General features: G+C 59.2%; 21 protein-coding genes. 17 read left to right on the top strand and 4 right to left on the bottom strand.

What is annotated here, in order from left to right:
• Positions 1-165: 165 nt before the first annotated feature.
• Positions 166-795, top strand: coding sequence for a LysE family translocator (locus tag ASE80_RS10250; protein ID WP_056858822.1), 630 nt, complete (start codon positions 166-168; stop codon positions 793-795).
• A gap of 18 nt (positions 796-813) precedes the next feature.
• Here ASE80_RS10250 and inhA read toward each other — a convergent pair whose 3' ends face one another.
• Positions 814-1,494, bottom strand: a complete 681-nt coding sequence (inhA, locus tag ASE80_RS10245) for an isonitrile hydratase (RefSeq protein WP_056858800.1) — start codon at positions 1,492-1,494, stop codon at positions 814-816.
• 90 nt (positions 1,495-1,584) lie between these two features.
• Between inhA and ASE80_RS10240 the strand changes: the two genes are divergently transcribed.
• Together ASE80_RS10240 and ASE80_RS10235 are read left to right on the top strand one after the other, a co-directional pair.
• Entirely contained in the window at positions 1,585-2,553 is a 969-nt protein-coding gene (locus tag ASE80_RS10240) for a GlxA family transcriptional regulator (RefSeq protein WP_056858799.1), read from the top strand.
• A 101-nt stretch (positions 2,554-2,654) separates the two neighbouring features.
• Positions 2,655-4,883 (top strand): ATP-binding protein, encoded by a 2,229-nt coding sequence (locus ASE80_RS10235; protein WP_056858798.1) that lies wholly within the window; start codon positions 2,655-2,657, stop codon positions 4,881-4,883.
• Here ASE80_RS10235 and ASE80_RS10230 read toward each other — a convergent pair.
• The 3 genes from ASE80_RS10230 to ASE80_RS10220 form a co-directional block, all read right to left on the bottom strand.
• Positions 4,866-5,771: an alpha/beta fold hydrolase gene (locus ASE80_RS10230; protein WP_056858797.1), complete on the bottom strand. Its 906-nt coding sequence runs from the start codon at positions 5,769-5,771 to the stop codon at positions 4,866-4,868. The two genes, ASE80_RS10235 and ASE80_RS10230, sit on opposite strands and share 18 nt — an antisense overlap.
• Positions 5,772-6,041: 270 nt before the next feature.
• The gene (locus tag ASE80_RS10225) at positions 6,042-7,868 is read right to left on the bottom strand and encodes a glycoside hydrolase family 15 protein (RefSeq protein WP_056858796.1); all 1,827 of its coding nucleotides are present in this window, start codon (positions 7,866-7,868) and stop codon (positions 6,042-6,044) included.
• Positions 7,861-8,661, bottom strand: coding sequence for a glucose 1-dehydrogenase (locus ASE80_RS10220; protein WP_056858795.1), 801 nt, complete (start codon positions 8,659-8,661; stop codon positions 7,861-7,863). Before ASE80_RS10220 ends, ASE80_RS10225 begins: the two co-directional genes overlap by 8 nt.
• A 256-nt stretch (positions 8,662-8,917) precedes the next feature.
• On the opposite strand from ASE80_RS10220, the gene ASE80_RS10215 reads away from it, so the two are divergent.
• The 14 genes from ASE80_RS10215 to ASE80_RS10145 all read left to right on the top strand — a co-directional run bounded on the left by ASE80_RS10215 (position 8,918) and on the right by ASE80_RS10145 (position 22,510).
• On the top strand, positions 8,918-9,634 hold the full coding sequence (locus tag ASE80_RS10215) for an HAD family hydrolase (protein WP_056858794.1): 717 nt from the start codon (positions 8,918-8,920) through the stop codon (positions 9,632-9,634).
• Positions 9,635-9,806: 172 nt separating this feature from the next.
• Positions 9,807-10,883, top strand: a complete 1,077-nt coding sequence (locus ASE80_RS10210) for a transaldolase family protein (protein ID WP_371920514.1) — start codon at positions 9,807-9,809, stop codon at positions 10,881-10,883.
• Complete coding sequence (locus tag ASE80_RS10205; RefSeq protein WP_056858792.1) at positions 10,880-11,608, top strand: sulfotransferase family protein; 729 nt, start codon at positions 10,880-10,882, stop codon at positions 11,606-11,608. Before ASE80_RS10210 ends, ASE80_RS10205 begins: the two co-directional genes overlap by 4 nt.
• A 10-nt stretch (positions 11,609-11,618) precedes the next feature.
• On the top strand, positions 11,619-12,344 hold the full coding sequence (locus ASE80_RS10200; RefSeq protein WP_056858791.1) for an SDR family oxidoreductase: 726 nt from the start codon (positions 11,619-11,621) through the stop codon (positions 12,342-12,344).
• Positions 12,341-13,477 (top strand): hypothetical protein, encoded by a 1,137-nt coding sequence (locus tag ASE80_RS10195; protein WP_056858790.1) that lies wholly within the window; start codon positions 12,341-12,343, stop codon positions 13,475-13,477. The genes ASE80_RS10200 and ASE80_RS10195 overlap by 4 nt, the downstream gene beginning before the upstream one ends.
• 12 nt (positions 13,478-13,489) lie before the next feature.
• Positions 13,490-14,260: a class I SAM-dependent methyltransferase gene (locus tag ASE80_RS10190; protein WP_056858789.1), complete on the top strand. Its 771-nt coding sequence runs from the start codon at positions 13,490-13,492 to the stop codon at positions 14,258-14,260.
• Between the two features lie 10 nt (positions 14,261-14,270).
• A complete protein-coding gene (locus tag ASE80_RS10185; RefSeq protein WP_056858788.1) occupies positions 14,271-15,500 on the top strand; it encodes an MFS transporter in 1,230 nt (409 codons plus the stop codon).
• Positions 15,497-16,111: an adenylyl-sulfate kinase gene (gene cysC / locus ASE80_RS10180; RefSeq protein ID WP_056858787.1), complete on the top strand. Its 615-nt coding sequence runs from the start codon at positions 15,497-15,499 to the stop codon at positions 16,109-16,111. Before ASE80_RS10185 ends, cysC begins: the two co-directional genes overlap by 4 nt.
• Positions 16,112-16,205: 94 nt before the next feature.
• Positions 16,206-16,850, top strand: a complete 645-nt coding sequence (locus ASE80_RS10175) for a CGNR zinc finger domain-containing protein (protein ID WP_056858821.1) — start codon at positions 16,206-16,208, stop codon at positions 16,848-16,850.
• 90 nt (positions 16,851-16,940) lie between these two features.
• The gene (locus ASE80_RS10170) at positions 16,941-17,441 is read left to right on the top strand and encodes a sigma-70 family RNA polymerase sigma factor (protein WP_056858786.1); all 501 of its coding nucleotides are present in this window, start codon (positions 16,941-16,943) and stop codon (positions 17,439-17,441) included.
• A gap of 32 nt (positions 17,442-17,473) precedes the next feature.
• Positions 17,474-18,424: a FecR family protein gene (locus ASE80_RS10165; protein ID WP_056858785.1), complete on the top strand. Its 951-nt coding sequence runs from the start codon at positions 17,474-17,476 to the stop codon at positions 18,422-18,424.
• Between the two features lie 97 nt (positions 18,425-18,521).
• Complete coding sequence (locus ASE80_RS10160; RefSeq protein WP_056858784.1) at positions 18,522-20,927, top strand: TonB-dependent siderophore receptor; 2,406 nt, start codon at positions 18,522-18,524, stop codon at positions 20,925-20,927.
• A gap of 811 nt (positions 20,928-21,738) precedes the next feature.
• A complete protein-coding gene (locus ASE80_RS30710) occupies positions 21,739-21,960 on the top strand; it encodes a hypothetical protein (RefSeq protein WP_133257343.1) in 222 nt (73 codons plus the stop codon).
• Between the two features lies 1 nt (position 21,961).
• Positions 21,962-22,510 (top strand): hypothetical protein, encoded by a 549-nt coding sequence (locus tag ASE80_RS10145; RefSeq protein ID WP_056858781.1) that lies wholly within the window; start codon positions 21,962-21,964, stop codon positions 22,508-22,510.
• Positions 22,511-22,528: the final 18 nt, after the last annotated feature.

Raw genomic sequence — 22,528 nt, 5'->3', positions numbered from 1 at the left:
AAGGCGCAGAAAAAGGGGACAGAGAGGGCACGGCAGTGCCAGCAAACAAGGCCAGGAGGCGAATATTTTTTTGTACAGGAGGCTAGAAATGTATCCAGCACAATTTTTTGTTTGCGCAAGGTTCACCGTTTAACCTGCGGGCTTTCCCTGGCGGACGGTTTGAGCATGATCGACCTCGCAACCCTCGCGGTGTTTTCCGGCGCTGTTTTGCTGTTGCTGCTGTCGCCGGGGCCGAACATGGCGTTTGTGATCAGCCATGGCGTGAGTTATGGCTGGCGCGGTGGCGTGGCTTCAAGCCTGGGGATCTGCGTGGCGGATTTGCTGCTGACCGCCTTGACGGCCAGCGGGGTCACCGCCCTGGTCGCCAGTTGGCCGCCGGCGTTTGATTTGATTCGTTACGCCGGGGTGGTCTACCTGGTGTGGCTGGTGTTCAAGACCCTGCAAAAAAACACCGGCCTGGACATGGCCCAGGTCCGGCGCGTGCGTTTGCGGCATGTGTTTGTGCAGGCCATGCTCAACAGTTTGCTCAACCCTAAGGCGTTGCTGTTTTTTATGGTGTTCCTGCCCCAATTCGTCAGGCCCGAGGCCGGCTCCATCGCCATGCAGCTGTGGGTGCTGGGCGGCGTTCTGACCTTGGTCGCCGGGGTTTTCCATGCCGTGCTGGGCATTTTTGGCGGGGCGATCAGCCGAGCGTTTGCGGGCAGTCGCCACAGCGCCAGGCTACAGAAATGGGGCCTGGCGACCGTGCTGATGCTATTGGCGGCGCGGTTGGCGTTTATGTCTCGGCCAGCCTGATCCACCCCATTCGTGCCATCAGCCCAACCGCGCCGCCGCCCGCGCCACAATTTCACCGCGTACCCGACGTGATTCCGTCGTGCGCTTGTTGGCTTCCTCCAGCACATGCTTGGGCGCGGTGTCCGGGCTGCCGGCGTCAAACGGCGGTGCCGGCGCGTATTCGATCTGCAACTGCACCAGCTGTGCGGCGGCTTCGCTGTACAGCTCGGCGGCCAGGGTCAGCGCAAAGTCGATCCCCGCAGTAATCCCGCCACCGGTGAACAGGTTGCCGTCACGCACCACGCGCGCTTGCACCGGGATGGCGCCCAGCGGGGCGAGCAGGTCGTGGTAAGCCCAATGGGTGGTGGCTTTACGGCCGCGCAGCAAACCGGCCGCGCCGAGCACCAGTGAGCCGGTGCACACCGAGGTCACGTAGCGGGCGGTCTGTGCCTGGGCCTTGAGGAAGTCGAGTGTTTGCGGGTCTTCCATCAAGGCGCCGACGCCGGAACCGCCGGGCACGCATATCACATCCAGGCGCGGGCTGTCGGCATACGTCATGGTCGGAGTGAACACCAAACCGGTGCTGGACGTGACCGGTGCCAGGTCTTTCCACACCAGGTGCAGCGTCACATCCGGCAGCGAACCCAGCACGTCATAGGGGCCGGTAAGGTCCAGTTGCTGGATGCCGGGAAACAACAGAAAGCCGATCTGCAAGGTCATGAATCAAGCTCCGATAAAGGGGTGGACGGCTTCACTGTAGAGGCCTAGGCTTTGGCGAATACGCCATTGAACCCACAAATCACGCCAATCATGACCCGGATCATTCACGTTCTCGCTTTTGATAATGCCCAGGTGCTCGACGTGACCGGGCCGTTGCAGGTGTTCGCCTCGACCAATGACCTGGCGCGCCAGCGCGGCCTGGCGTTGCCTTACGCGGTTTCGGTGGTCGCCGCGCAGGACGCGCCGGTGATGACTTCCGCCGGCCTGGCGTTGGTGGCCGAGCCGCTGCCCGCGGCGGATACACCCTGCGACACGCTGGTGATCGCCGGCGGCTGGGGCGTGTACGGCGCCGCCGAAGACCCTGCGCTGGTGCAGTGGGTGCGCGAAAAGGCCAGGCACACACGGCGCATGACGTCGGTGTGCACCGGGGCTTTTCTGCTCGCCGCCAGTGGCCTGCTCGACGGCTGCCGTGTGGCCACCCACTGGACCCGCTGTGAAGAACTGGCGCGCAAGTTTCCCGCACTGACGGTGGAGTCCAACCCGATCTTTATCCAGCAAGGTGCGGTGTGGACCTCCGCCGGCGTCACTGCCGGTATCGACCTGTGCCTGGCCCTGGTGGAAGAAGACCTGGGCCGCGCCGTCGCCCTGGAAGTGGCGCGGCATTTGGTGGTGTTCCTCAAGCGTCCGGGCGGGCAATCGCAATTCAGCGCGACGTTATCGCTGCAAAAGGGCGACAGCCGCTTTGCCGACTTGCACGCCTGGATGGCCGACAACCTCACCCTGGATTTGAACATTGCCACATTGGCCGCCCAGGCCGGCATGAGCGAGCGCAGCTTTGTGCGCCACTACCGCACCGAAACCGGCCAGACCCCGGCCCGCGCCGTCGAACTGATCCGCGTGGAAACAGCGCGGCGGCAGTTGGCCGACAGCACGGCATCGATCAAACGCATTGCGGTGCAATGCGGTTTTGGCTGTGAGGAAACCCTGCGGCGCAGTTTTCTGCGGGCCTTGGATGTCACGCCCCAGGCTTACCGGGAACGCTTCTGCCAACCACTTTGAACGAAAACGTACACAGTTGAACCAAGGTGCTATGTTGGCGCGAGTACCTCGTGCGGCGACCTGCGCCATCATTCCTTTCGCCCCCCGGCGTGACCTGTCTCATGAAGCCATTGCCTGCGACCAACGCCAACAATGCCCTGCGGGACGATTGCGCGAGCGAGCCCATTCACATTCCAGGGACCATCCAACCCCATGGGTTGTTGTTAACGCTAAGCGAACCGGCGTTGGTGGTGCTGCAAGCCAGTACTAACCTCAATGCAGCCTTGGGGCTGGGGCCTGCAACCTTGACCGGGAAGGCCTTGGCCAGCCTCGTTGGCGATGCGGCGTTGGCCGGCATTCGGTTGGCGCTGGCAGACCTGGATGCGGATGAAGATGAACTGCATCAGGTGACGCTCAATGGCGAGTTGTTTGATGCGTTATTGCACCGCCATCAAGGCCTGTTATTGCTCGAGTTGGAGCGCTCCGTGACGCCCCGGCATACGGCCCAGATGCACGTGGCCCGAACCTTGCGCCGCCTGCAGTCGGCCAAGAGCCTCGATGGGCTCTACCAGACCAGCGTCACCGAGATTCGCGCCCTGACCGGCTATGACCGGGTCACCCTGTATCGCTTCGAGCAGGAGGGCCACGGCAAAGTCATCGGCGAATCCCTCAGCGACGGTATGCAGCCGTACCTGGGCCTGTGTTTCCCTGCCTCGGACATCCCGCCCCAAGCCCGCGAACTCTACCGGCTGAACTGGATTCGGGTGATTCCCGACGCCGAGTACCTGCCGGTGCCGATCCTGCCGGCCCTGCGCCCGGACACCGGTCAAGCCCTGGACCTCAGCTTTGCGGTGCTGCGCAGCGTCTCGCCGGTTCACTGTCGCTATCTGAAAAATATGGGCGTGCGCTCGTCGATGAGCATTTCCCTGCTCAAGGACGATCAGCTCTGGGGGCTGATTACCTGCGGTCACCGTGAACCCTTGCGCGTGCCCCATGAGTTACGCACCGCCTGTATCAGCATCGGCCAGCTGTTGTCGATGCAGATCACGTTGCTCCAGGAACAGGAGGCGCGTCGTCTGCAGCAGGAAAAAACCGGCATGATCGACAGGTTGGTCGCCGCCATGGCGGCGCAAACGTGCGATGTACTGGAGAGCCTGTTGCCGCACGCCAACACCTTGCTGAGCCTGAAAGCCGCCGAGGGGCTGGCCATTCTGGTGGAGGAGCGCCTGCATCGGTTTGGCGTTTGCCCCAGCGAGGCTGACATTCGCGCGCTGTACCCGTGGATTCGGCAGCAGGGCAAAGGTGTGGTCGCCAGCCACCAATTGTCCGCCGACTTCCCCCCGGCTGCCGCCTGCCAGGCCTTCGCCAGCGGCTTATTAGCCTTGCGACTGCCCAAGCCTACGGACAACGCAGTGATGTGGTTCCGCCCTGAGGTCAAAACCACCGTGCAGTGGAGCGGCGAACCGATCAAACACGGCGAAGCGGGGGCGGCGGCGTTAAGCCCGCGCCAGTCATTTGCCCTATGGAAGCAGCAGGTGGACGGCAAGGCGCTGCAATGGTCGGCCTCGGAGTTACAGGCCGTGGAGAGCCTGCGCCGTAACGCCCTCGAGCATGACCTGGCGCGCCAGGTACAGCGCGAGCATGCGGCCGTGCGGGCGCGGGATGAACTGGTGGCGGTGGTTTCCCATGACCTGCGCAGCCCGCTGACGATCCTGCTGATGCAATGCGGCATGATGCGCAAGATGGTGCCCGCCGACGACACCAAAGCCACCTTTCGCTTGAACACCGCGATTGAAACCATGCAAACCGCGACCGCGCGTATGAACACGTTGCTGACGGACTTGATCGACCTTTCCCGCATTGAAGCGGGGCGCTACCAGGTCGCCCTGCAAGCGGTGGACGTGGCGCCCACGCTGGAGCAGCTCGGGTTGATGTGGCACCCGCTGGCAGCGGCCAAGGGCGTCAACCTCACGTGGCGGACCCAGCCAGGGCTGTGCGTGCAGGCCGACCCGGAGCGTCTGTTCCAAGTGTTTTCAAACCTGCTGGGTAATGCCCTGAAGTTCACTGACCTGGGCGGGGCGATCGAGGTGATTGCCCAGGCAGCAGGCGACGATGTGCTGTTTCGCGTGTGTGACAATGGCGTCGGTATCGGCGCGGCGCAATTGCCCTACATCTTCGAGCGATACTGGACGTCCCGCGAGGGCAACCCCAATGGCAGCGGCCTGGGCTTGTATATCTGCCATGGCATCGTCGAAGCCCACGGCGGCTCGCTTTGGGCAGAAAGCGTGGTGGGGCAGGGCAGTGTCTTCAGCTTCAGGATCGCGGCGGCGCTCTCAGGTTCTGTCGAGTAGTTCAAACAACGCCTCAAGGGTCACCTGCGGCGCTTCCTGGAACACATTGTGGCCAACGCCCGGCAACACCTGGCGTCGATACATGCCGCTGAAGCCCGCCACATCGTCGTCCTCGACCGGGGCCGGGCCGACGCCATCATCGGCGCCGCACAGCGAGATGCTCGGCACCGAAATCGGCGGCTGCAGCGCCAGTGCCTGCTCGATGGCTTCCAGCGCCGGGTCGCCGGGGGCGTACAGGAAGCGATGGCGATAGGAGTGAATGACCACCTCGACAAAATCCGGGTTATCAAACGACGGCGCGGTCTTGGCGTAGAGGCTCGGCCCTGCGGCCCAGGTCGGTGACCACAGCTTCCACAGCAGCTCGCACAGCTCGCGGCGATTGGCGGTCAATCCGTCCACGCCACGCTGGGTGTGAAAGTAGAACTGATACCACAGGCGGTGCTCTGTGTCGGGCGCACGCGGCCTGAGTGAATGGGCGATGTCCTGAATGTTGTAGCCATCTCCCGTCACCAACCCACGTACGCGCTCGGGCCACAGCGCGGCGACGATACATGCGGCGCGGCCACCCCAGTCAAAACCCGCCAACGTGGCTTGCGGGATGTGCAGGGCATCCATGAAATCCAGCAAATCCTTGGCCAACGCCGCCTGTTGGCCGGAGCGCATGACCTGCGCATTGATAAACCGCGTCGGGCCATAGCCGCGCAGGTACGGCACCAGCACGCGGTAGCCTCGCTCGGCCAGCACCGGCGCGATGTCATCGTAGCCACGCGGGTCGTAAGGGAAACCATGCAGCAAAATGATCGGCGCACCGCCTTCAGGGCCGTGTGCTTCATAGGCCACGTCGAGCATGGAGGTGCGCACGTAGAGCAGTGGGGCGAGTGGGTTCATGACGGTCTTCTCGTAGCTGGCCAAAGGTGAAAAACTTTAGTCGAACGCTGTGACGGGAGATCGAACGATCGAAGGCAATGTTCCTACTTGTCTAGACACTCGCGCACCAACAATCCCAGTGCTGTCAGGTCATGCCGCTGGCCACTCCAGAATCCGGCCTCTCGCAATGTGCCTTCGGTTTTAAAATTCAGGCGTTTCAATAGCGCTAGAGAAGCAGTGTTTTGAGGGTGCACCGCGCATGACGCGTCTGGCGATTGTGCCCAGCCCGCCTCAGGGTTGCCACACGGTCTTTTCCCCACTGAGCTTGCGGTCCAAAAATGTTGCCGCGCTGATCAGCGCCAAATGGCTCAGTGCCTGGGGCGTATTGCCCAGGTGACGGGCCTGGCTGTCGAATTCTTCGGCGTACAGGCCCAACGGGTTGGCGTAGCGCAGCAGTTGTTCGAATTCCAGGTGGGCTTTCTCCACCTGGCCGGCGCGGGCCAGGCATTCGACGTACCAGAACGAGCAGGCCGTAAAGGCACCTTCGGTGCCTTGCAGGCCGTCGATCTGGCTGTCGTCGTTGCGGTAGCGATAGACCATGCCGTCACGCACCAGGCTTTTCTGGATCGCTTCCAGGGTCGACAGCCAGCGCGGGTCGGTGGCCGCGACGAAGCGCACCAGCGGCATCAGCAGCATCGAGCCATCCAGCGCGGTGCTGCCGATATGTTGCACAAAGTGCCCGCGCTCTTCGTTCCAGAAGTTGCTCCAGATATCGGCGTAGATGGCTTGGCGGGTCTGGTCCCAGCGTGCGAATGGGGCCGGCAGCGAGCGTTTGGAGGCCAGGCGGATCGCGCGGTCCAGCGCCACCCAGCACATCAGCCGCGAATGCAGGAAGTGATGCTGCTCGCCGCGCATCTCCCAGATGCCCACGTCTTTCTGGTTCCAGATTTCGCAGACCTGGTCGGCCACTTCCACCGTGTGCTTCCAGCCTTCATGGGAAATCGCCTCGCCGTATTTGTTGACCAGGTACACCGCGTCCATCAGTTCGCCGTAGATATCCAACTGGATCTGGTCGAACGCCTCATTGCCGACGCGCACCGGCTTGGCATCGCCATGCCCGCTCAAGTGGTCGAGTGTGGTTTCCGGCAGTTGCTGACGCCCATCGATGCCATAGAGGATATTGATCTTGGTCGGCTGCCCGCAGCAGTCACTGACCCGGCCTTTGAGCCAGCGCATGTAGCTGTTGGCTTCCTCGACAAAGCCCAGGCGCATAAACGCGTAGACGGTGAACGAGGCGTCGCGGATCCAGGTGTAGCGGTAGTCCCAATTGCGTTCGCCGCCGGGTGATTCCGGCAGGCCGAAGGTGGCGGCGGCGATGATCGCGCCGTGTTTGCGCGAGGTCAAAAGCTTCAAGGCCAGCGCCGAGCGGTTGACCATTTCGCGCCAGCGCCCACGGTAATTGGACTGCGCGATCCAGCCGCGCCAGAACTTCAGGGTGCGTTCCAGATACAGGTCGGTGCAGTTGTTGGTGACGCGTGGGTCGTCGGCGCCACCGAGGACAAATTCGGCGCCTTCATCCTGGCTCAGTCTAAAGCGTGCGACTGCCGCCTGGTCTTCGAGGTTCAGCGGATGGCTGCCGACCAGGCGCAGGCCGGGCTGGCCGTCAGCCGTAAACAGTACGCCACCGTTATCGGCCTTCGCCTGGGTCGCCGCGCGCGCATAGTCATGGCGCACGGCGCAGCGCAGGTGAAGGGTGGCTTTGCCGCTGACTACGCGCACGCGGCGAATCAGCAGCGGCAGGTCGTCGACGTCTTCGCCGACGGACAGCAGGTCAGTGATTTCCACCACTGCCTCATCGCTCAACCAGCGGGTTTGCAGCACATTGGTGTCGGGCAGGTAGATTTGCTCGCGGCGCGCGTTGGGCAGGTCGGGAGTGAGTTGGAAAACACCGGCTTCGGGCGTGTCCAGCAGCGAGCAGAAGACTGACGGGCTGTCGAATTCCGGCCAGCAGAAAAAATCGATGCTGCCTTTATCGTTCACCAGCGCTGCACTGCGCATATCGCCGATGATGCCATGGGCATCGATGGCACTTTGCGGTTCGTTCTTGAAATCAACCATTGCCGCGAAACTCCGGATAAAGGCTCATGCCGCCATCAATAAACAAGGTGCTGCCCACCACGTAGTCGGAGGCATCACTGGCCAGCCAGACCACCGCGTTGGCCACGTCTTCCACGTCGCCTACGCGGCCGTAGGGAATCAACTTGAGCAATTCTTTTTCAGCCGCGCCTTCCGTGGCCGCACGGTTGATTGCCGTGCGAATCGCACCTGGCGCGATGCCATTGATGCGGATGCGCTGTTCACTGACTTCCTGGGCGAGGGTGCGCATCAGCATCTCCACGCCGCCCTTGGAGGCTGCGTAATTCACATGCCCGGCCCACGGGATGACCTGGTGCACCGAACTCATGTGGATGATTTTGCCGGCCGCCCGCGAGACGCCATCGCGGATGCCTTGGCGATTGAAGATCCGTACGGCGGCGCGGGCGCACAGGAACTGGCCGGTGAGGTTGACGCCGATCACGGTGTTCCAGTCATCGAGGGTCATGTCGACCAGATTGGCGTCTTTTTGCAGGCCCGAGTTGGCCACCAGAATGTCCAGGTGGCCGAAGGCGTCGAGGGTCTGGGCAAATAAACGCTCCACGTCGGCTTCTTTGGAGACGTCGCCACCGATGGCAATCGCCCGCCCGCCGCCTGCGTTGATCTGCGCGGCAAGGGCTTGCGCCGGGGCCGCCTGAGAATTGTAGTTGAGCACCACGGCCGCTCCGGCCTCGGCCAACGCCTTGGCCGCCCCTGCGCCGATGCCGGAGCTGGCGCCGGTGACCAGGGCCACTTGTTGCTGCAAGGAGATCTGCATTGCCCGCCCACCGTTTTATGAGAGTCCTTTGTGCTGACTGACACGCGTCGGTAGAAGTTCAGCTGGTGCAAATGGGTTTTTCCGTGGTGACGCCGCCTTTAAAGGAATAAAAATAACATTTTAAATAGTTAAAAGTAATTAATAATCCACTAAAAATCGTTTGACAGGATTTTGCTCTGAGGGTCTTATAGGCACTCATCAATGTGCTCCGCTGGTAGTTCAGAAGTCATCGCGGATATACCTATAAGAGATGCCTATGCACCCATTGGCCTTTATAGGGGAACTACCAGTTCAGGAGGCAGCGCCTGTCCGCGTGGGCGTGCCTAAGTTAGTGATCTTCGATTGCGACGGTGTATTAGTGCAAAGCGAAGAAATCACCCTGTCTGTATTGATTTCCCTGCTGAATGAACAAGCACGTCGTGACGCGCCAGAGGCTAAGGGTCTTGACTCAGTAGCGTTCATTGAGCGCTTTCGTGGGCGCAAGATTGCCGACTGCTTACGTGAAGCTGAACAGCGCTTGAATATTTGCCTGGACAGTCAGTTTGAAAAGACCTTTCGCCAAACAGCACTGCTTGATTTGACGGCGAAGTTAAAACCTACCGATGGAATCCATGAAGTGCTGGAAAGCCTGACGCTGCCTTTTTGCGTAGCCTCCAGTGCGCCTCTTAATAAAATAGAACACTGTTTACGCCTCACGGGGCTGTTCCCTTATTTTAAGGGGCACCTATTCAGTTGTTATGAACTAGGCCGTTGGAAGCCAGACCCTTTGGTGTTTTTAACAGCGTGCGCTGCTTATAACGTCGACCCCTGTGATGCATGGGTTATTGAAGACAGTGTTGTCGGTATTCACGCGGCGGTTGCAGCCAATATACGGGTGTTGGGTTTTGGGCCGGTAGACCGACATTCAATGTTGGCCGATGCCGGGGCGATACCTTTTTCCGATATGCGTGAATTACGCACCTTACTAGCGTGATATGACTACTCAAGGAGGAGGCGTTGTGAAGATTTCAGGTTATACAGAACGACTAAAGAGTAATGATCAACGGTCGGAGGTGTGGTGGGATTCGTCGCCGGCCGTCTATGTACCTTACAAGAAACACTTGCTTGAGAAATACCCCGCAGCCTTCAGTTCCATTGAACAGTTAATGCCCGACACGTTTGCGCAACCCGGCGGGTTCAGTAATGTAACGACAAACCCTCGTCTGATAACGGCGGTGATTCTTGAAAAACGTGACTATTGGTTGTCGCGGTTCAATCTCGCCAAGCTGGCGCCCCAAGAGTTGCGCAGGAAGCTGTACGACGAAGTGATCGTGCAGGGCGCTTCGGATCTGAAGCAGCGTTGGGTTCAATCCGGCCAGCGCGAAGGCTGGATTTGCGCGCAAGTCGATCCTGTCGATGTGCGCTGCGCTGAACGCATGACTGCCAGGGGAGTGGCGCTGCGTCAGTTGGCTGCGAATGTGATGGTGAAGGTCCCCGCAAGCCTGGAGGGCCTTGCGACAGTTGAGCATTTAGTGGCGCAAGGCAGCTCTCTGAACATCACCTTCTGCTTCACGGTTGCGCAGTTCCAGGCAGGCATCGAGGCCATAGAACGTGGAAGGGTGACTGCACGCAGCAAGGGTGTCGACACACGCCACTGCAAGTATGTGATCACGTTCATGATCGGCCGATTGGCCTGTCAGCCCGAGTTTGCATTACAAGCGGCTGAGCGTGGCTTGGCGTTGAGCCCGGAGGACCTGCGCTGGGCCGAGTTGTTGGTTTATGAGCAGGTACAGGCGCTGGTCTCGGCGTCAGCCGCGCCGGTCAAAACCCTGCTTTCCAGTATAAAAGTCGATGTCGACGAGCGTGGCAACAAGCACTGCTGGCACCTGGAGAAGACCGGCTTGTTGGCGACGTGCTACACACTGACGCCGGAAGTGGTTGAGTTTTTGGTTGAGCGCGAAAGTCGCGGTAAACCGGTGTTTCCTGCGGGGGAACCCTTGAAGCCGCCGGCTTCGACGCTCGCGAAGTTGTTGCGTATTCCGTATTTCTGCGAAGCCTACTTTCTGGACGGCATCGAGCCTTATGACTTTTGCAACCATGAGGCTTTTATCAACACCTGCAATGAGGCCAACAGTGCGCACCGGCGCCTGGCCGATTTCTGCACTCGACTCTGCCCCCCTGTGCACGCTTTCAGCCGCTCCCTCAGTACGATCATGGCGGCCGAATACGGGGTGCTGGTATGAACAAGATGGTCGGGTTGTGGGCGCACCCCCGCTCCAGGTCCACGGTCTTGGAACGCGTGTTTATCGAGCGCGGAGACTTCGAAGTCTTCCACGAGCCGTTTGCCCATATGGCATTTTCTGCCGATTCTGAAATTCCGTCGGATGAATGGGACCACAGTTTTCCAACCACTTATCAGGCAATAAAAGAGCGACTGGTAAAGACCAGGGAAACGGCCAACGTCTTTCACAAAGACATGTGTTATCACTGCCTCGATGACTTGAAAGTTGACGTGGAGTTTCTGGCGCAACAAGACAATATCTTTCTTGTTCGCGAGCCCGCCAGCAGCATTCTTTCGCATTATCGCGTACACCCCAACATGCCGTTGCACGCCATTGGGCATAAAGCCTTGTACGAAATTTTTTGTGTGGTCACCAAACTTACCGGAAAAGTGCCCTATGTGATTAATGCTGATGACCTGGCGGCAGCGCCGGAACGGGTGATTGGTAAACTGTGTGACTATTTGGGTATTGAATTCCTGCCACAAGCCATGATGTGGAAGCGCGAGTGCCCACCCCAATGGAAAACCTGGAGAAGTTGGCACGTCGCAGCAGAAAACAGTGAATGCATTATTCCATCGAGTGAGCCTTGCCCCAATAAAGACGAACTCGACAATGTTCCCGCGTTAAAGGCGATGTATGACTATCACCGGGTTTTTTACGCGCGCATGAACGAGTTCTGTCAATAGGGAGCAGGGCATGAAAAAGTTGGTTATTACCGGTGCCGCCAACGGAATTGGTCGGGCAACCTTGGAACAGGCGATTGTTGAAGGTTACTTTGTCATTGCCGTGGATAAGGACGCGGACGCCCTTAACCGGCTGCAACAGACTTACGGTGCGAGTGTATTGGAGACTCATGTTGCCGATCTTTCCAATGATGCTGTGATCAAGGGCTTTATTCCAAGCCTGTATGAGCGTCACTCCACGCTCTACGCGTTAATTAATAATGCTGGGGTGTATCACGGCAAAAGCATTTACGCCTATTCCGATAACGAGGTGGATGAAATGCTTAACGTCAACCTCAAAGCATTACTTTATCTTTCCAAAGACTTCGCCGAACGCGAAATGAAGCACGAAGCGCCGCGCAGCATCGTCAATATCACCTCAGTGGCAGGGGAAGTGGGCAGTTGTGATGCCCTGTACGGCGCCACCAAGGCTGCCGTGATCGGCTTGACCAAGGCCAATGCCTGGAACTTCGCGCCTTTTGTGCGGGTGAACGCGGTATCGCCGGCACTGATTCACGACACCGCCATCTACGACACCATTCCCGAGTATCGGCGGGCGGAGTATGCACGCCAGGAAATTCTCAAGGACCCGATCCTGCCCAGTGGTGTGGCCGAGGTCATCCTGCTGTTGGTCGGTAATGGTTTTCGGCATATGACCGGCAAGGTTATCCCGGTTGATAACGGAGCCTACCCACGATGAACCAGTCCATACTGAAGAAAAAGTTGCTGTTGGTGGGCGCCGGTAACCTGTGCCTGCAAATTCTCAAGATTCTGGCGCCCAGGAACAGGTTCGAGTTTGTCGTGCTGGGGCGCAACGAAGAAGCGACTATCAGGCTGTGCAACCTGGTGACGCTGGCGTGCGCGCAACTGGAACAATATGTTGTTATCTCGCCGGTGATCGCTGACTTGACGGATATCGGCAGCGTTACCCAGGTGCTCCGGGAGCACGCCCCGGACATCATCGTGAACTGCGCCTCGCTGCAGTCATGGAGAGTGATCACCGAGTTGCCCAAATGCTCGTTCGAGCAGCTTGACCAGGCACAGTTCGGTCCCTGGCTACCCATGCACCTGACATTGATGCGTGACTTGATGCAAGCCGTGAAGGCCTCCGGTATCGCCACCCTGACCGTCAATGCGGCCTTTCCCGATGCCGTCAACCCTATCCTGGCCAGGGTCGGGCTGGCCCCTGATATCGGCGTGGGCAATGTCGCCAACCTGATTCCGGCCGTGCGTTTGTCCATCGCACGGTTGCTCAAGTGTTCTCCTGCTGACGTGGAGGTGATGCTGTATGCCCAGCATTATTTCAGCCACTACGTGCCACGCGGCGGCTTGCCTCCACGTGCCAGCTATCGCTTGCTGTATGAGGTTCGCGGCCGGCGTGAGGTCGCTCGCCTGTCTAATGAAGTGATTTTTTCTACGGTGAAAAACGAGTTTCGTCGCTTGGGCGGGGTTGATGGGCAGTTTCTAACCGCGTGTTCCGCGGTCACTGTGATCGAAGGGCTGTTCTCACCGACGCCGGTACTGGTGCACGCGCCCGGCCCGCTGGGGCTTCCGGGCGGCTATCCGGTCTGGCTTCAGGATGGACGCATCAATGTGCAGTTCTCCGACGAATGCCCCTACGACGACGCGGTACGCCTCAACAGCATTTGCCAAAGCCACGATGGTATCGACGAAATCCATTGTGACGGCTCGGTCACCTTCAACCCCAGGTGCATGGCAATCATGCAGACGATGCTGGGGTACTCCAAGGACATCATGTCGGTTCAGCAGGCTGCGGACTGTGCTCGGGAGTTGGCGGGAAAGTACCTGTCTTTCAAGAATTCAATCGGCTAGGGGTGGTGTGCCATGAGTCAAATCCTGGGGTATGAACACGAGGAAGTAGCCAATTACTCAACGCAGTATTCGCCGGACTTTGTCGAGCGCTGGGACGCGTTGATTGATTGGGAAAAAAGAAAGGCCGGCGAGCAGGGGTTCTTTGAGCAGTTGCTGAAAAGTCACGGAGTGAATTCAGTACTCGATGTATCCACGGGCAGTGGTTTTCATGCCGTGCAACTCAAGCAGGCAGGTTTCGAGGTGGTCGCTACGGACGGTAGCGGTACGATGCTGAACAAAGCCCGACAAAACTTTCTTGAGCATAGATTGGCGATTGAATCCCACCACAAGGAGTGGCTTGAGCTCGACCCGGACGTGCTGGGCACGTTCGATGCCGTGGTGTGTCTGGGCAGTTCACTGTGCCACGTGTTTGAGGCCAGTGACCGAATGAGCGTGCTGCGCACGTTCAGGGCCTTGCTCAAGCCAGGCGGTGTGTTGATTGTTGATCAGCGTAATTTCCGTGCTATTCGCGCGGGCAACTTCAAATCCAGCGGCAATTATTATTACTGCGGTGCGAGCGCGTCGGTCAGCCTGGGAAGGGTCGATGCACAGGTGTGCGAGTTCATTTACGACTTTGACGATAAACAACGCTACAGCCTGAAAGTGTATCCGTTATTGCCTGCGGACCTGGCCGACGAGATACGGGCCAGCGGCTTCTCTGCCCATAAGGAATACGGCGATTTTCAGCCTGTCTTCGACGGGATGAATTGTGATTTTGTCATCCACACCGCCCGCGCCGTGTGAGGGAGTCATGATGAGCACACTCGTACAGAATAATCCTCGCGTGCTCGATAGCGTGGTGTTGGCAGTCGTACTGACAGGGTTTGTCGCCAGCACCTACGGGTTCGGCGTTTATTTGTTCGCCAACCTGGTCGTTGATATGCGCCGAGATATCGGCTTCGACTACACCACTGTGGGCTTGATCACCGGGGGCGCACAAATAGGGTTCCTGCTGTTTTCTTCGGTCACCAGTTACATCAGCCGTTTTTTCGAAGGTTGGAAAATCAGTCTGGTGTCCACCGTGGTGACGTCTCTGGCCTTGTTGGGCTTGAGCGTCAGCGACAATATTTGGTTGTCGGGTGGGTTGTTGATATTGCTGGGAGGTTGCTCCGCTTCGGTTTACATCCCGCTGGCAGAAATCGTCACCAAGGGTTTTAGCCCAGGTAATCGCTCCCGGGTTATGGGGCTGATCTCCAGTGGCACCAGCTACGGCGTGTTTATCAACGGGTTACTGGTGTCATTTCTCACCTTGCAGGGTGGCTGGCGCTCGATCTGGCTGACGGCCGGCCTTGTGTCATTGGGCCTCTGTTTCGTGGCCTGGTTTCTGTTGCGTAACATGGGGGCTGACCCGGCGGCTGGTTTTTCAGGTGAGCGCTCGCGGTCGTTCGATGGCCACACGCCATGGCTGAGCCGTTCGCTGTACCTGATCTGGGGCATCGCCTTTCTCAATGGGATGGCACTGCTGCCGTTTCAGACTTACCTGGCACCTTACCTTCGCGATGAATTAGGCGTTTCGGTACAGGACGCAGGGTTTATCTGGACGACGATCGGCGCTGTGGGAATGGCGTCAGGTTTTTTGGTGGGGTGGGTGGCGGACAAAGTGGGTGCCAGGGCGGCCCTGGCCATGAGCTTTCTGAGTGCGGGCCTGGCAGCCCTGCTGGTGTTCAGTTTTAACGCTATCGCGTTGTTCTATTTGGCGGCTTTTTTGTTTGCGCTGGCGTTCTACCCCATCTTTGGGCTGGTCCCCAGCTATATCGGGCAAATCGTTCCGGTCAACCGACTGACGCAGGCATTTGGCATTGCCAATGTGCTGATTGGCCTGGGAGGCGTGTGCGGTAACTTCCTGGGCGGGCTGTCCAAAGACCTCACAGGCTCGTTCTCGACAGTCTATTGGGTGGTTTCGCTGCTTCTGTTTTTGCAATGCGTGATGGTGTTCATGTTGGGCAAACAGCCTGTTTCGCTGGCGGAGGGAGAACGGCCATGAGCTATTTTGCGCAAGATCCACAACAGAATTTGCATGCGTTTGCGTTCAATCACGTGCGTGCCGAGCAGTCGCGAATGAAGCACAAACCCAGGGTCATTTGGATGACGGGGCTCTCGGCTTCCGGGAAGTCGACCATTGCCAATGCGCTGGATATTGCCTTACGCGCCCAAGGCCGGTTTACCTGCATCCTTGATGGCGACTCGGTACGCAGTGGGCTGTGTCGTGACTTGGGGTTCACCGACAGTGACCGGGATGAAAACATTCGACGGGTCGCGGAGGTGGCGTGTTTGATGGTGGAGGCGGGACTTATTGTCATTGTCGCGCTGATCTCGCCGTCATCGGCCAGTCGGCATTACGCCCGCTCGATTATTGGCAACGAGCATTTTGTCGAAGCTCACGTGGACGCCCCGCAGGCAATTGCTGAACAGCGAGACCCTAAAGGGTTGTATAAAAAGGCGCGGTCGGGCCTGCTCAAGAACTTTACGGGGATTGATTCGAACTACGACACACCGTTGTTTCCTGAAGTGCATTTGCCGACTGACGTGCTTTCGGTTGAACAATCGGTCGGGATTATTCTTGACTGGATGTCGCGTGCGGAGGACGCCGTTTAGCCATTGGTCTTCTAGCCGCGGGGCGGTGACTCCGACTCCAGGAAACGAGGTATTCTCTGCCAGGGCGGGAATGCAGGTTTTTTCGGGAGTTGGAATGACACATTTCACGGGCACTGCAAAATCAATCCGGCTGATCGGCGGGGCCCGGGTATTGGACTTCATCAATACCACTAATGGTCGCAGGCCGCATTCCGCACTCAAGGTTCGGGAAGAACGACTCACCAGTTTCAAGTTCTTCATGGAGTGGGCATTACACGCCTCTTTGCTCTCTGAGCAAGAGTACGCTGACTACACCCCTATGGTGGTTGACTCGGCTATTTCCTTCCAGCCAGACCTGGATGCCATTATTGCCTTCCGAGAGCTTCTGTACGGCGTTTTCCATACGCTGTCATTACGCCAAAGTGTCACCGATGAGGCATTACACCAGATCAATCTGCACTACCAGCAGGGCACGACGTGGCGAGTGTTGCGCTCCATCGACGGGGTGCCCGCGTGGGGCTGGCGCACCTGCACCTCTGCGCAAGCGTTGACGTCGATGCTGATAGCGCGCCTGGCCACAGACGCGACGCAACTGCTGGTATCAAGCCAGCTTCACGCGTTGAGGAGTTGCAGTTGTACCGATTGCGATTGGATATTTCTCGACCTCTCCAAAAGTAAACAACGCAAATGGTGCCAGATGAGTGTGTGTGGCAGCCGAGAGAAGCTGAGCCGACTCAAACAGGCGGCCGGTCATCTTTAGTTGCAACGCAATACGGTGGGCGACGGGAAGCAATTGCTCCGCTTAATAGGAAACATTACTATTCACGCCCCGCCTTCCAGTGCTCACGCGATGATTCCTCAGCCGCCCCGCAGAACAGGCTTTTTCGAGCATTACGAAGAGTTGATCGGAACCTGGACACGCCGTCTGAGAAACCGTCAGCAGGCCGAAGACCTGGCGCACGACACCTTCGTGAAGGTGCTTGAGTCGCGTTCGAGCGACGTTGAGCAACCGCGCGCCTACCTGCATCAAACGGCGCGCAACATCGCGGTGGACGCATACCGCCGCGAAGACCGGCGAGAGGCGCTGGCGTTGGACGCCCTTGATCAGCGTTCGCCCCACAGCGGCGACCCGGAGCATGTCATGCACGCGATCCAATTGGCCGACTCCATCGAGCGGGCCTTGGCCGAGTTGCCGCTTAACTGTCGCAAGATATTTATCTGGCAGAAAATCGAGGGCCTCACCCAGCAGGAAATCGCCATCCGCCTGGGCCTGTCTAAAAACATGGTGGAAAAGTATATGATCCGCACCTTGCGGCATCTGCGCGACCGCCTGGACGCCCTGGCCCCATGAACTCTGCCCGTTTTGAAACAGGATCTTCCACGATGGATAGCCGTGCTCGCGACGAAGCCGCGCAATGGTTTGTACGCCTGCAAGACGCCGAGTTGAGCCCCGAAGAACAACAGCGTTTTGACGCGTGGTGTGCCGAGCAGCCAGAGCATCAGTACGAATTTGAAGTGCTGCAAGGCCTGTGGAGCGCCGCCGACCTTGTACCCACGGCGCGCTTGCAAGCGCTGTGCGAGGCCCCGGTCGAACGCCCCAGACGTCGCGCCATGGTGCGTTACGCGGTGGCTGCCAGTGTGGTGGCCATCGCCTTGGGGCTTGGCCTGTTCAGCGGGCTTGATCATCCCAAACCCTACAGCGCTGAGTTCAGCACGCGCTTGGGCGAGCATCGCCAAGTGGCATTGCCCGACGGTTCAGTGATGGACCTGAACAGCCGCAGCGTGGTGGCGGTGCACTATGAAAAGGGCCGGCGCGGTGTAGACATCAAACAGGGCGAAGCCATGTTCAGCGTCGAGCACGACACCAGCCGCCCGTTTGTCGTGGCCGCGGGGGCGGGGCAGGTCACGGTCACCGGCACGCGTTTTGATGTGCGCCGCGATGACGACCAGACCCGCGTGGTGGTCGAGGCTGGCACGGTCAAGGTCCAGGGACGTGCGTCGGATCAGGTCGTGATGCTCACGGCGGGGCTCGGCACCCATGTCGATTCTGCCGGGCAAGTCGTTACGGCGTATGCGGTGAATGCCGATGAACTGACAGCCTGGCGCACGGGCAAGTTGGTGTTCAACAACGCCACCCTCGGCGAAGTGGCGCGGGAAGTATCGCGCTATCGCGAGCAGCCGTTGCGGGTCAACACGGCGGCGGTGAGCAATCTGCGGCTGACCAGCGTGTTCAAATCCAGCGACACGGACGCGCTGCTCAAAGCGCTGCCGCATATCCTGCCAGTGGCCGTACGCGCCTTGCCGGACGGCAGTCAGGAAATTATTTCACGCTGACATTCAGGTTTTTTTCGAGTTCTTCGTCTTCTTCTGCAACTGCAACTGGTTTGCATTAACAGCCGCACACTCTTGCGATCACAGGACTAGGTTCGACGTGAAAAAACTTGTCGTGAACAACAATAAAGTTTCCCGCTGGGCGCCTCTGGCGCTTGCGCTCGCGGTCAGTGCCGCGCTGCCTGCGGCCTTTGCGGCCGACGGCATCCATATTCGCTCCCAACCGCTGGGCGCTGCGCTGAGCCAACTGGGCCAGCAGACTTCCCTGCAAGTGTTCTTCAGCCCTGACATGGTCGCGGGCAAACAAGCGCCTGCAGTGGACGGCAACCTGTCGCCTGAACAGGCCCTGCGCCAATTGCTCCAGGGCAGCGGCCTGGATTACCAGATCGATGCCGGGTCCGTGACCCTTCGCCCACTGCGCGGCGGCACGGGTGAAACCGGTTCGCCGCTGGAGCTGGGCGTCACGGATATCAAAGTGGTCGGCGACTGGCTGGGCGATGCCAATGCCCAAGTGGTGCAGAACCATCCGGGCGCACGTACCGTGATCCGCCGTGAAGCCATGGTGGAGCAGGGGGCGATGAATCTCAGTGACGTGCTGCGCCGCGTCCCTGGCGTGCAGGTGCAAGAGGCCAACGGCACCGGTGGCAGCGATATTTCCCTCAACGTCGGCGTGCGTGGCCTGACCTCACGTCTGTCGCCACGCTCCACCGTATTGATTGACGGCGTACCGGCGGCGTTCGCCCCGTATGGGCAGCCGCAACTGTCGATGGCGCCGATTTCTGCCGGTAACCTGGACAGCATCGACGTGGTACGCGGCGCCGGTTCCGTGCGTTATGGGCCGCAGAACGTGGGTGGCGTGATCAACTTCGTGACCCGCGCGATTCCGGAGCAAGCCTCGGGTGAAGTCGGCACCACCCTGGAAACCTCCGCCCACGGCGGCTGGAAACACGTCGACAACGCTTTTGTCGGCGGTACCGCCGATAACGGCATGGGTGTGGCCTTGCTGTATACCGGGGTGAATGGCAACGGCTACCGCAACAGCAATAACGCCAACGACATCGACGACGTGATCCTCAAGACCCACTGGGCGCCGACCGATCAAGACGATTTCTCGCTGAACCTCCACTATTACAATGCCAATGCCGATATGCCCGGCGGCCTGACCCAGAAGCAGTTTGACGCCAACCCGTATCAATCGGTGCGCGATTGGGACAATTTCAGCGGCCGCCGCAAGGATGTGTCCTTCAAGTACATCCGTCAGATCGACGACCGTACCCAGGCCGAAGTGCTGACCTATTACATCGACAGCTTCCGTGGCAGCAACATTGCCAATCGCGACCTCAAGACCATCAGTTCCTACCCGCGCAGCTACTACACCTTCGGCATCGAGCCGCGGGTGTCCCATGTGTTCGACGCAGGGCCAAGCACCCAGGAAGTCAGCGTCGGTTATCGCTACCTCAAAGAAGGCATGCATGAACAGGCCAGCAGCCTCAATCTGGTCAACAACGTGCCGACGCCGGGCGGGCAGAATGATGGGCATGTTTACCAGGATCGCACCGGCGGTACTGTGGCCAACGCGTTCTATATCGACAACAAAATCGATATCGGCAAATGGACCGTCACGCCGGGCATTCGCTTCGAACACATTGAAACCAATTGGCATGACCGCCCGGTGGTCGCCCTGAACGGTGTGCGCACCGTGGAAAAGAATCGCAAGATCAACAGTAACGAACCGTTGCCGGCGTTGAGCGTGATGTACCACATTTCCGATGCCTGGAAAGTCTTTGCCAACTACGAAACCTCCTTCGGCAGCCTGCAGTACGCGCAGATCGGGCAGGGCGGTCGCGTCAACCAGACGGCCGATGGCCTGAACCCGGAAAAGGCCAAGACCTACGAGATCGGCACACGCTATAACGACAGCGTCTGGGGCGGCGAAGTGACGCTGTTCTACATCGACTTCTCGGATGAGCTGCAATATGTGAGCAACGACGTGGGTTGGACCAACCTCGGCGCCACCAAGCACCAGGGTATCGAAACCTCGGCTCACTACGACCTGTCGAACCTGGACCCACGTCTGGACGGCTTGACTGCCAACGCGGGCTTCACCTACACCAAGGCTACCGCCGAGGGTGATGTGCCGTTCAAGGGCCGCGACCTGCCGCTCTACTCCCGTGAAGTGGTGACGGCGGGCCTGCGCTACGACATCAACCACTGGACCCATAACCTGGACGTCTATGCCCAGTCCGGTCAACGTGCGCCGGGTACCGGCACCACCTACATCACCCAGGGTACCGCCGACGGCCAGTACGGCGATATCCCCGGTTATGTCTCGGTCAACGTGCGCAGTGGGTATGACTTCGGTGCGCAACTGTCGAACCTGAAACTGGGTGTGGGCGTGAAGAACCTCTTCGACCAGCAGCACTACACGCGCTCCAGTGACAACAACGCCGGGTTGTACCTCGGTCAGCCGCGTACGTTCTTCGTGCAGGCCAGCGTTGGTTTCTGATCGGCCGTGTGTAAGAAAAATCGCAGCTCAAGGGCGGCGATTTTTTTTGGCTTTTTTTATGTGCTTACCGAGCTGCCTGAGCCTTGTCAGGAACTGTTTGCGCGCATTCGCCACACAGGTTGTAACCAGCGACGTTGATCGTACTGGTCGTTTTCAGACGCCGAGCCAGGGGCCAGACATGACTTCACCTTCGTTTCAATCCGGCCAGACCGAGGGCCGGTGCACCGTTAATGGCTGGCGTGGGGATGCCCGCTCGACATCGCCAAGCGAGGAGGGCAACAGCATGGCCCTGTCAACGGTGTACGCCGCCGAAACGCTGCGCATGAAAGCGTTCGTGGGGCAGCAAAAATTCCAGGCGCCCGTTGCAGATGATTTTGCCCGCGGGCTGCTTGCGCCAGAGCCTGCCAACCGTTCTGACACTCGCTGTTTGAGGCCACCCACTTTCCGTTGGGCCGCGCTGCTCAATAGCCTCACCGCCAGGTGGCGAGGGCAAACACCTGGGTGATCCAGTGTTACATGCTGTTATTGGGATTCTCCTGCCACCCGGAACTATCGCGTGGCGCTAACCACATATCGGTTGCTTGCTACCCAGAGGGTGAATCGATGATTCGGGGCCCCCTGGTACTGACTTTCAGGCAAGCATGGATCTGCAAAAGGCGAGAGATGAAGCATGAAGATTGAGGGTGCATTACTGCGCGCGCAGCCAATCGGCGTGGGCGGGCCAGAGGTAGGTCGGGTTTTGTCGCCCCGCGTTTTTCATTTGCCCGGCGATGAGCCGTTTGCAACGCGAGATTTGCCGTCGCAGCGGCCCATGTTGTGGCGTGGAGGCTTGTCTTCGTTGCGCCAGCAGGCCCTGCAAAATGCGCCCACGGCTCGCGCCAACACCGCACTGCCGGGGCCGAACTCCACCGATAGCCAACTGGCGGGCGAGCTGGAGAAACACTTTGGCGAGCTGCACGGGTTTTTAAAGGAGGGCCGTTTGACGCAGGCATCGTTGCGCCAGATCGCAGCTCAAACCTTGAGTGGAGAGTAAGGTGCGCGACCGTATGATCCTGCTGGTCAGGGAAATTCTCAACCGCCCGCTGCTGAACGACGCGATCATCGACGGTGCGGGGTACATCACCCGTGACAGCCTGAACGCGGCCGCTGCGGCGTTGCTGGGTAACAGCTCCCCTGGCGCCTTCAGCCAGGACCCTTTTCATGACCAGGGCAACGCCGAGGTCGTAAAGGCTTTGCAAGGCTATTTCAAACAATTGCGGGATATACCCAAAGATCGCACGGTATTTTTTGAAACGTTTGAATACCTGGAAATAACCCAACTCAAAACCGTGATGAGTGACCCTGACGACCTCGATTCGCAAGGCCGACCGCTGTTGGAGCCCGCGACTGGGCTACCGAAGAAAAAGTACAGTGAACACTGCGTCTACACCGCCAAGAACATCATTGAGCGGCCAGGCCTGCTGCGTTCGCTGGAACGTGCCAACAACATGCGTTTGCTGGGGCGCCCCAGGCACGAGGGCTGGCTTTGCAACAAAAGCCTGGAACGCTGGCTGGAACAATACGAAGCCTACAAAGCCAGATAACCCCTGGCTTTGTAGGTC

Source organism: Pseudomonas sp. Leaf15 (assembly GCF_001421425.1).
GTDB classification, from domain to species: domain Bacteria; phylum Pseudomonadota; class Gammaproteobacteria; order Pseudomonadales; family Pseudomonadaceae; genus Aquipseudomonas; species Aquipseudomonas salomonii.
Note: the sequence above shows the minus strand (reverse complement) of the source record. Positions and strands in the feature narration are given on the sequence as shown.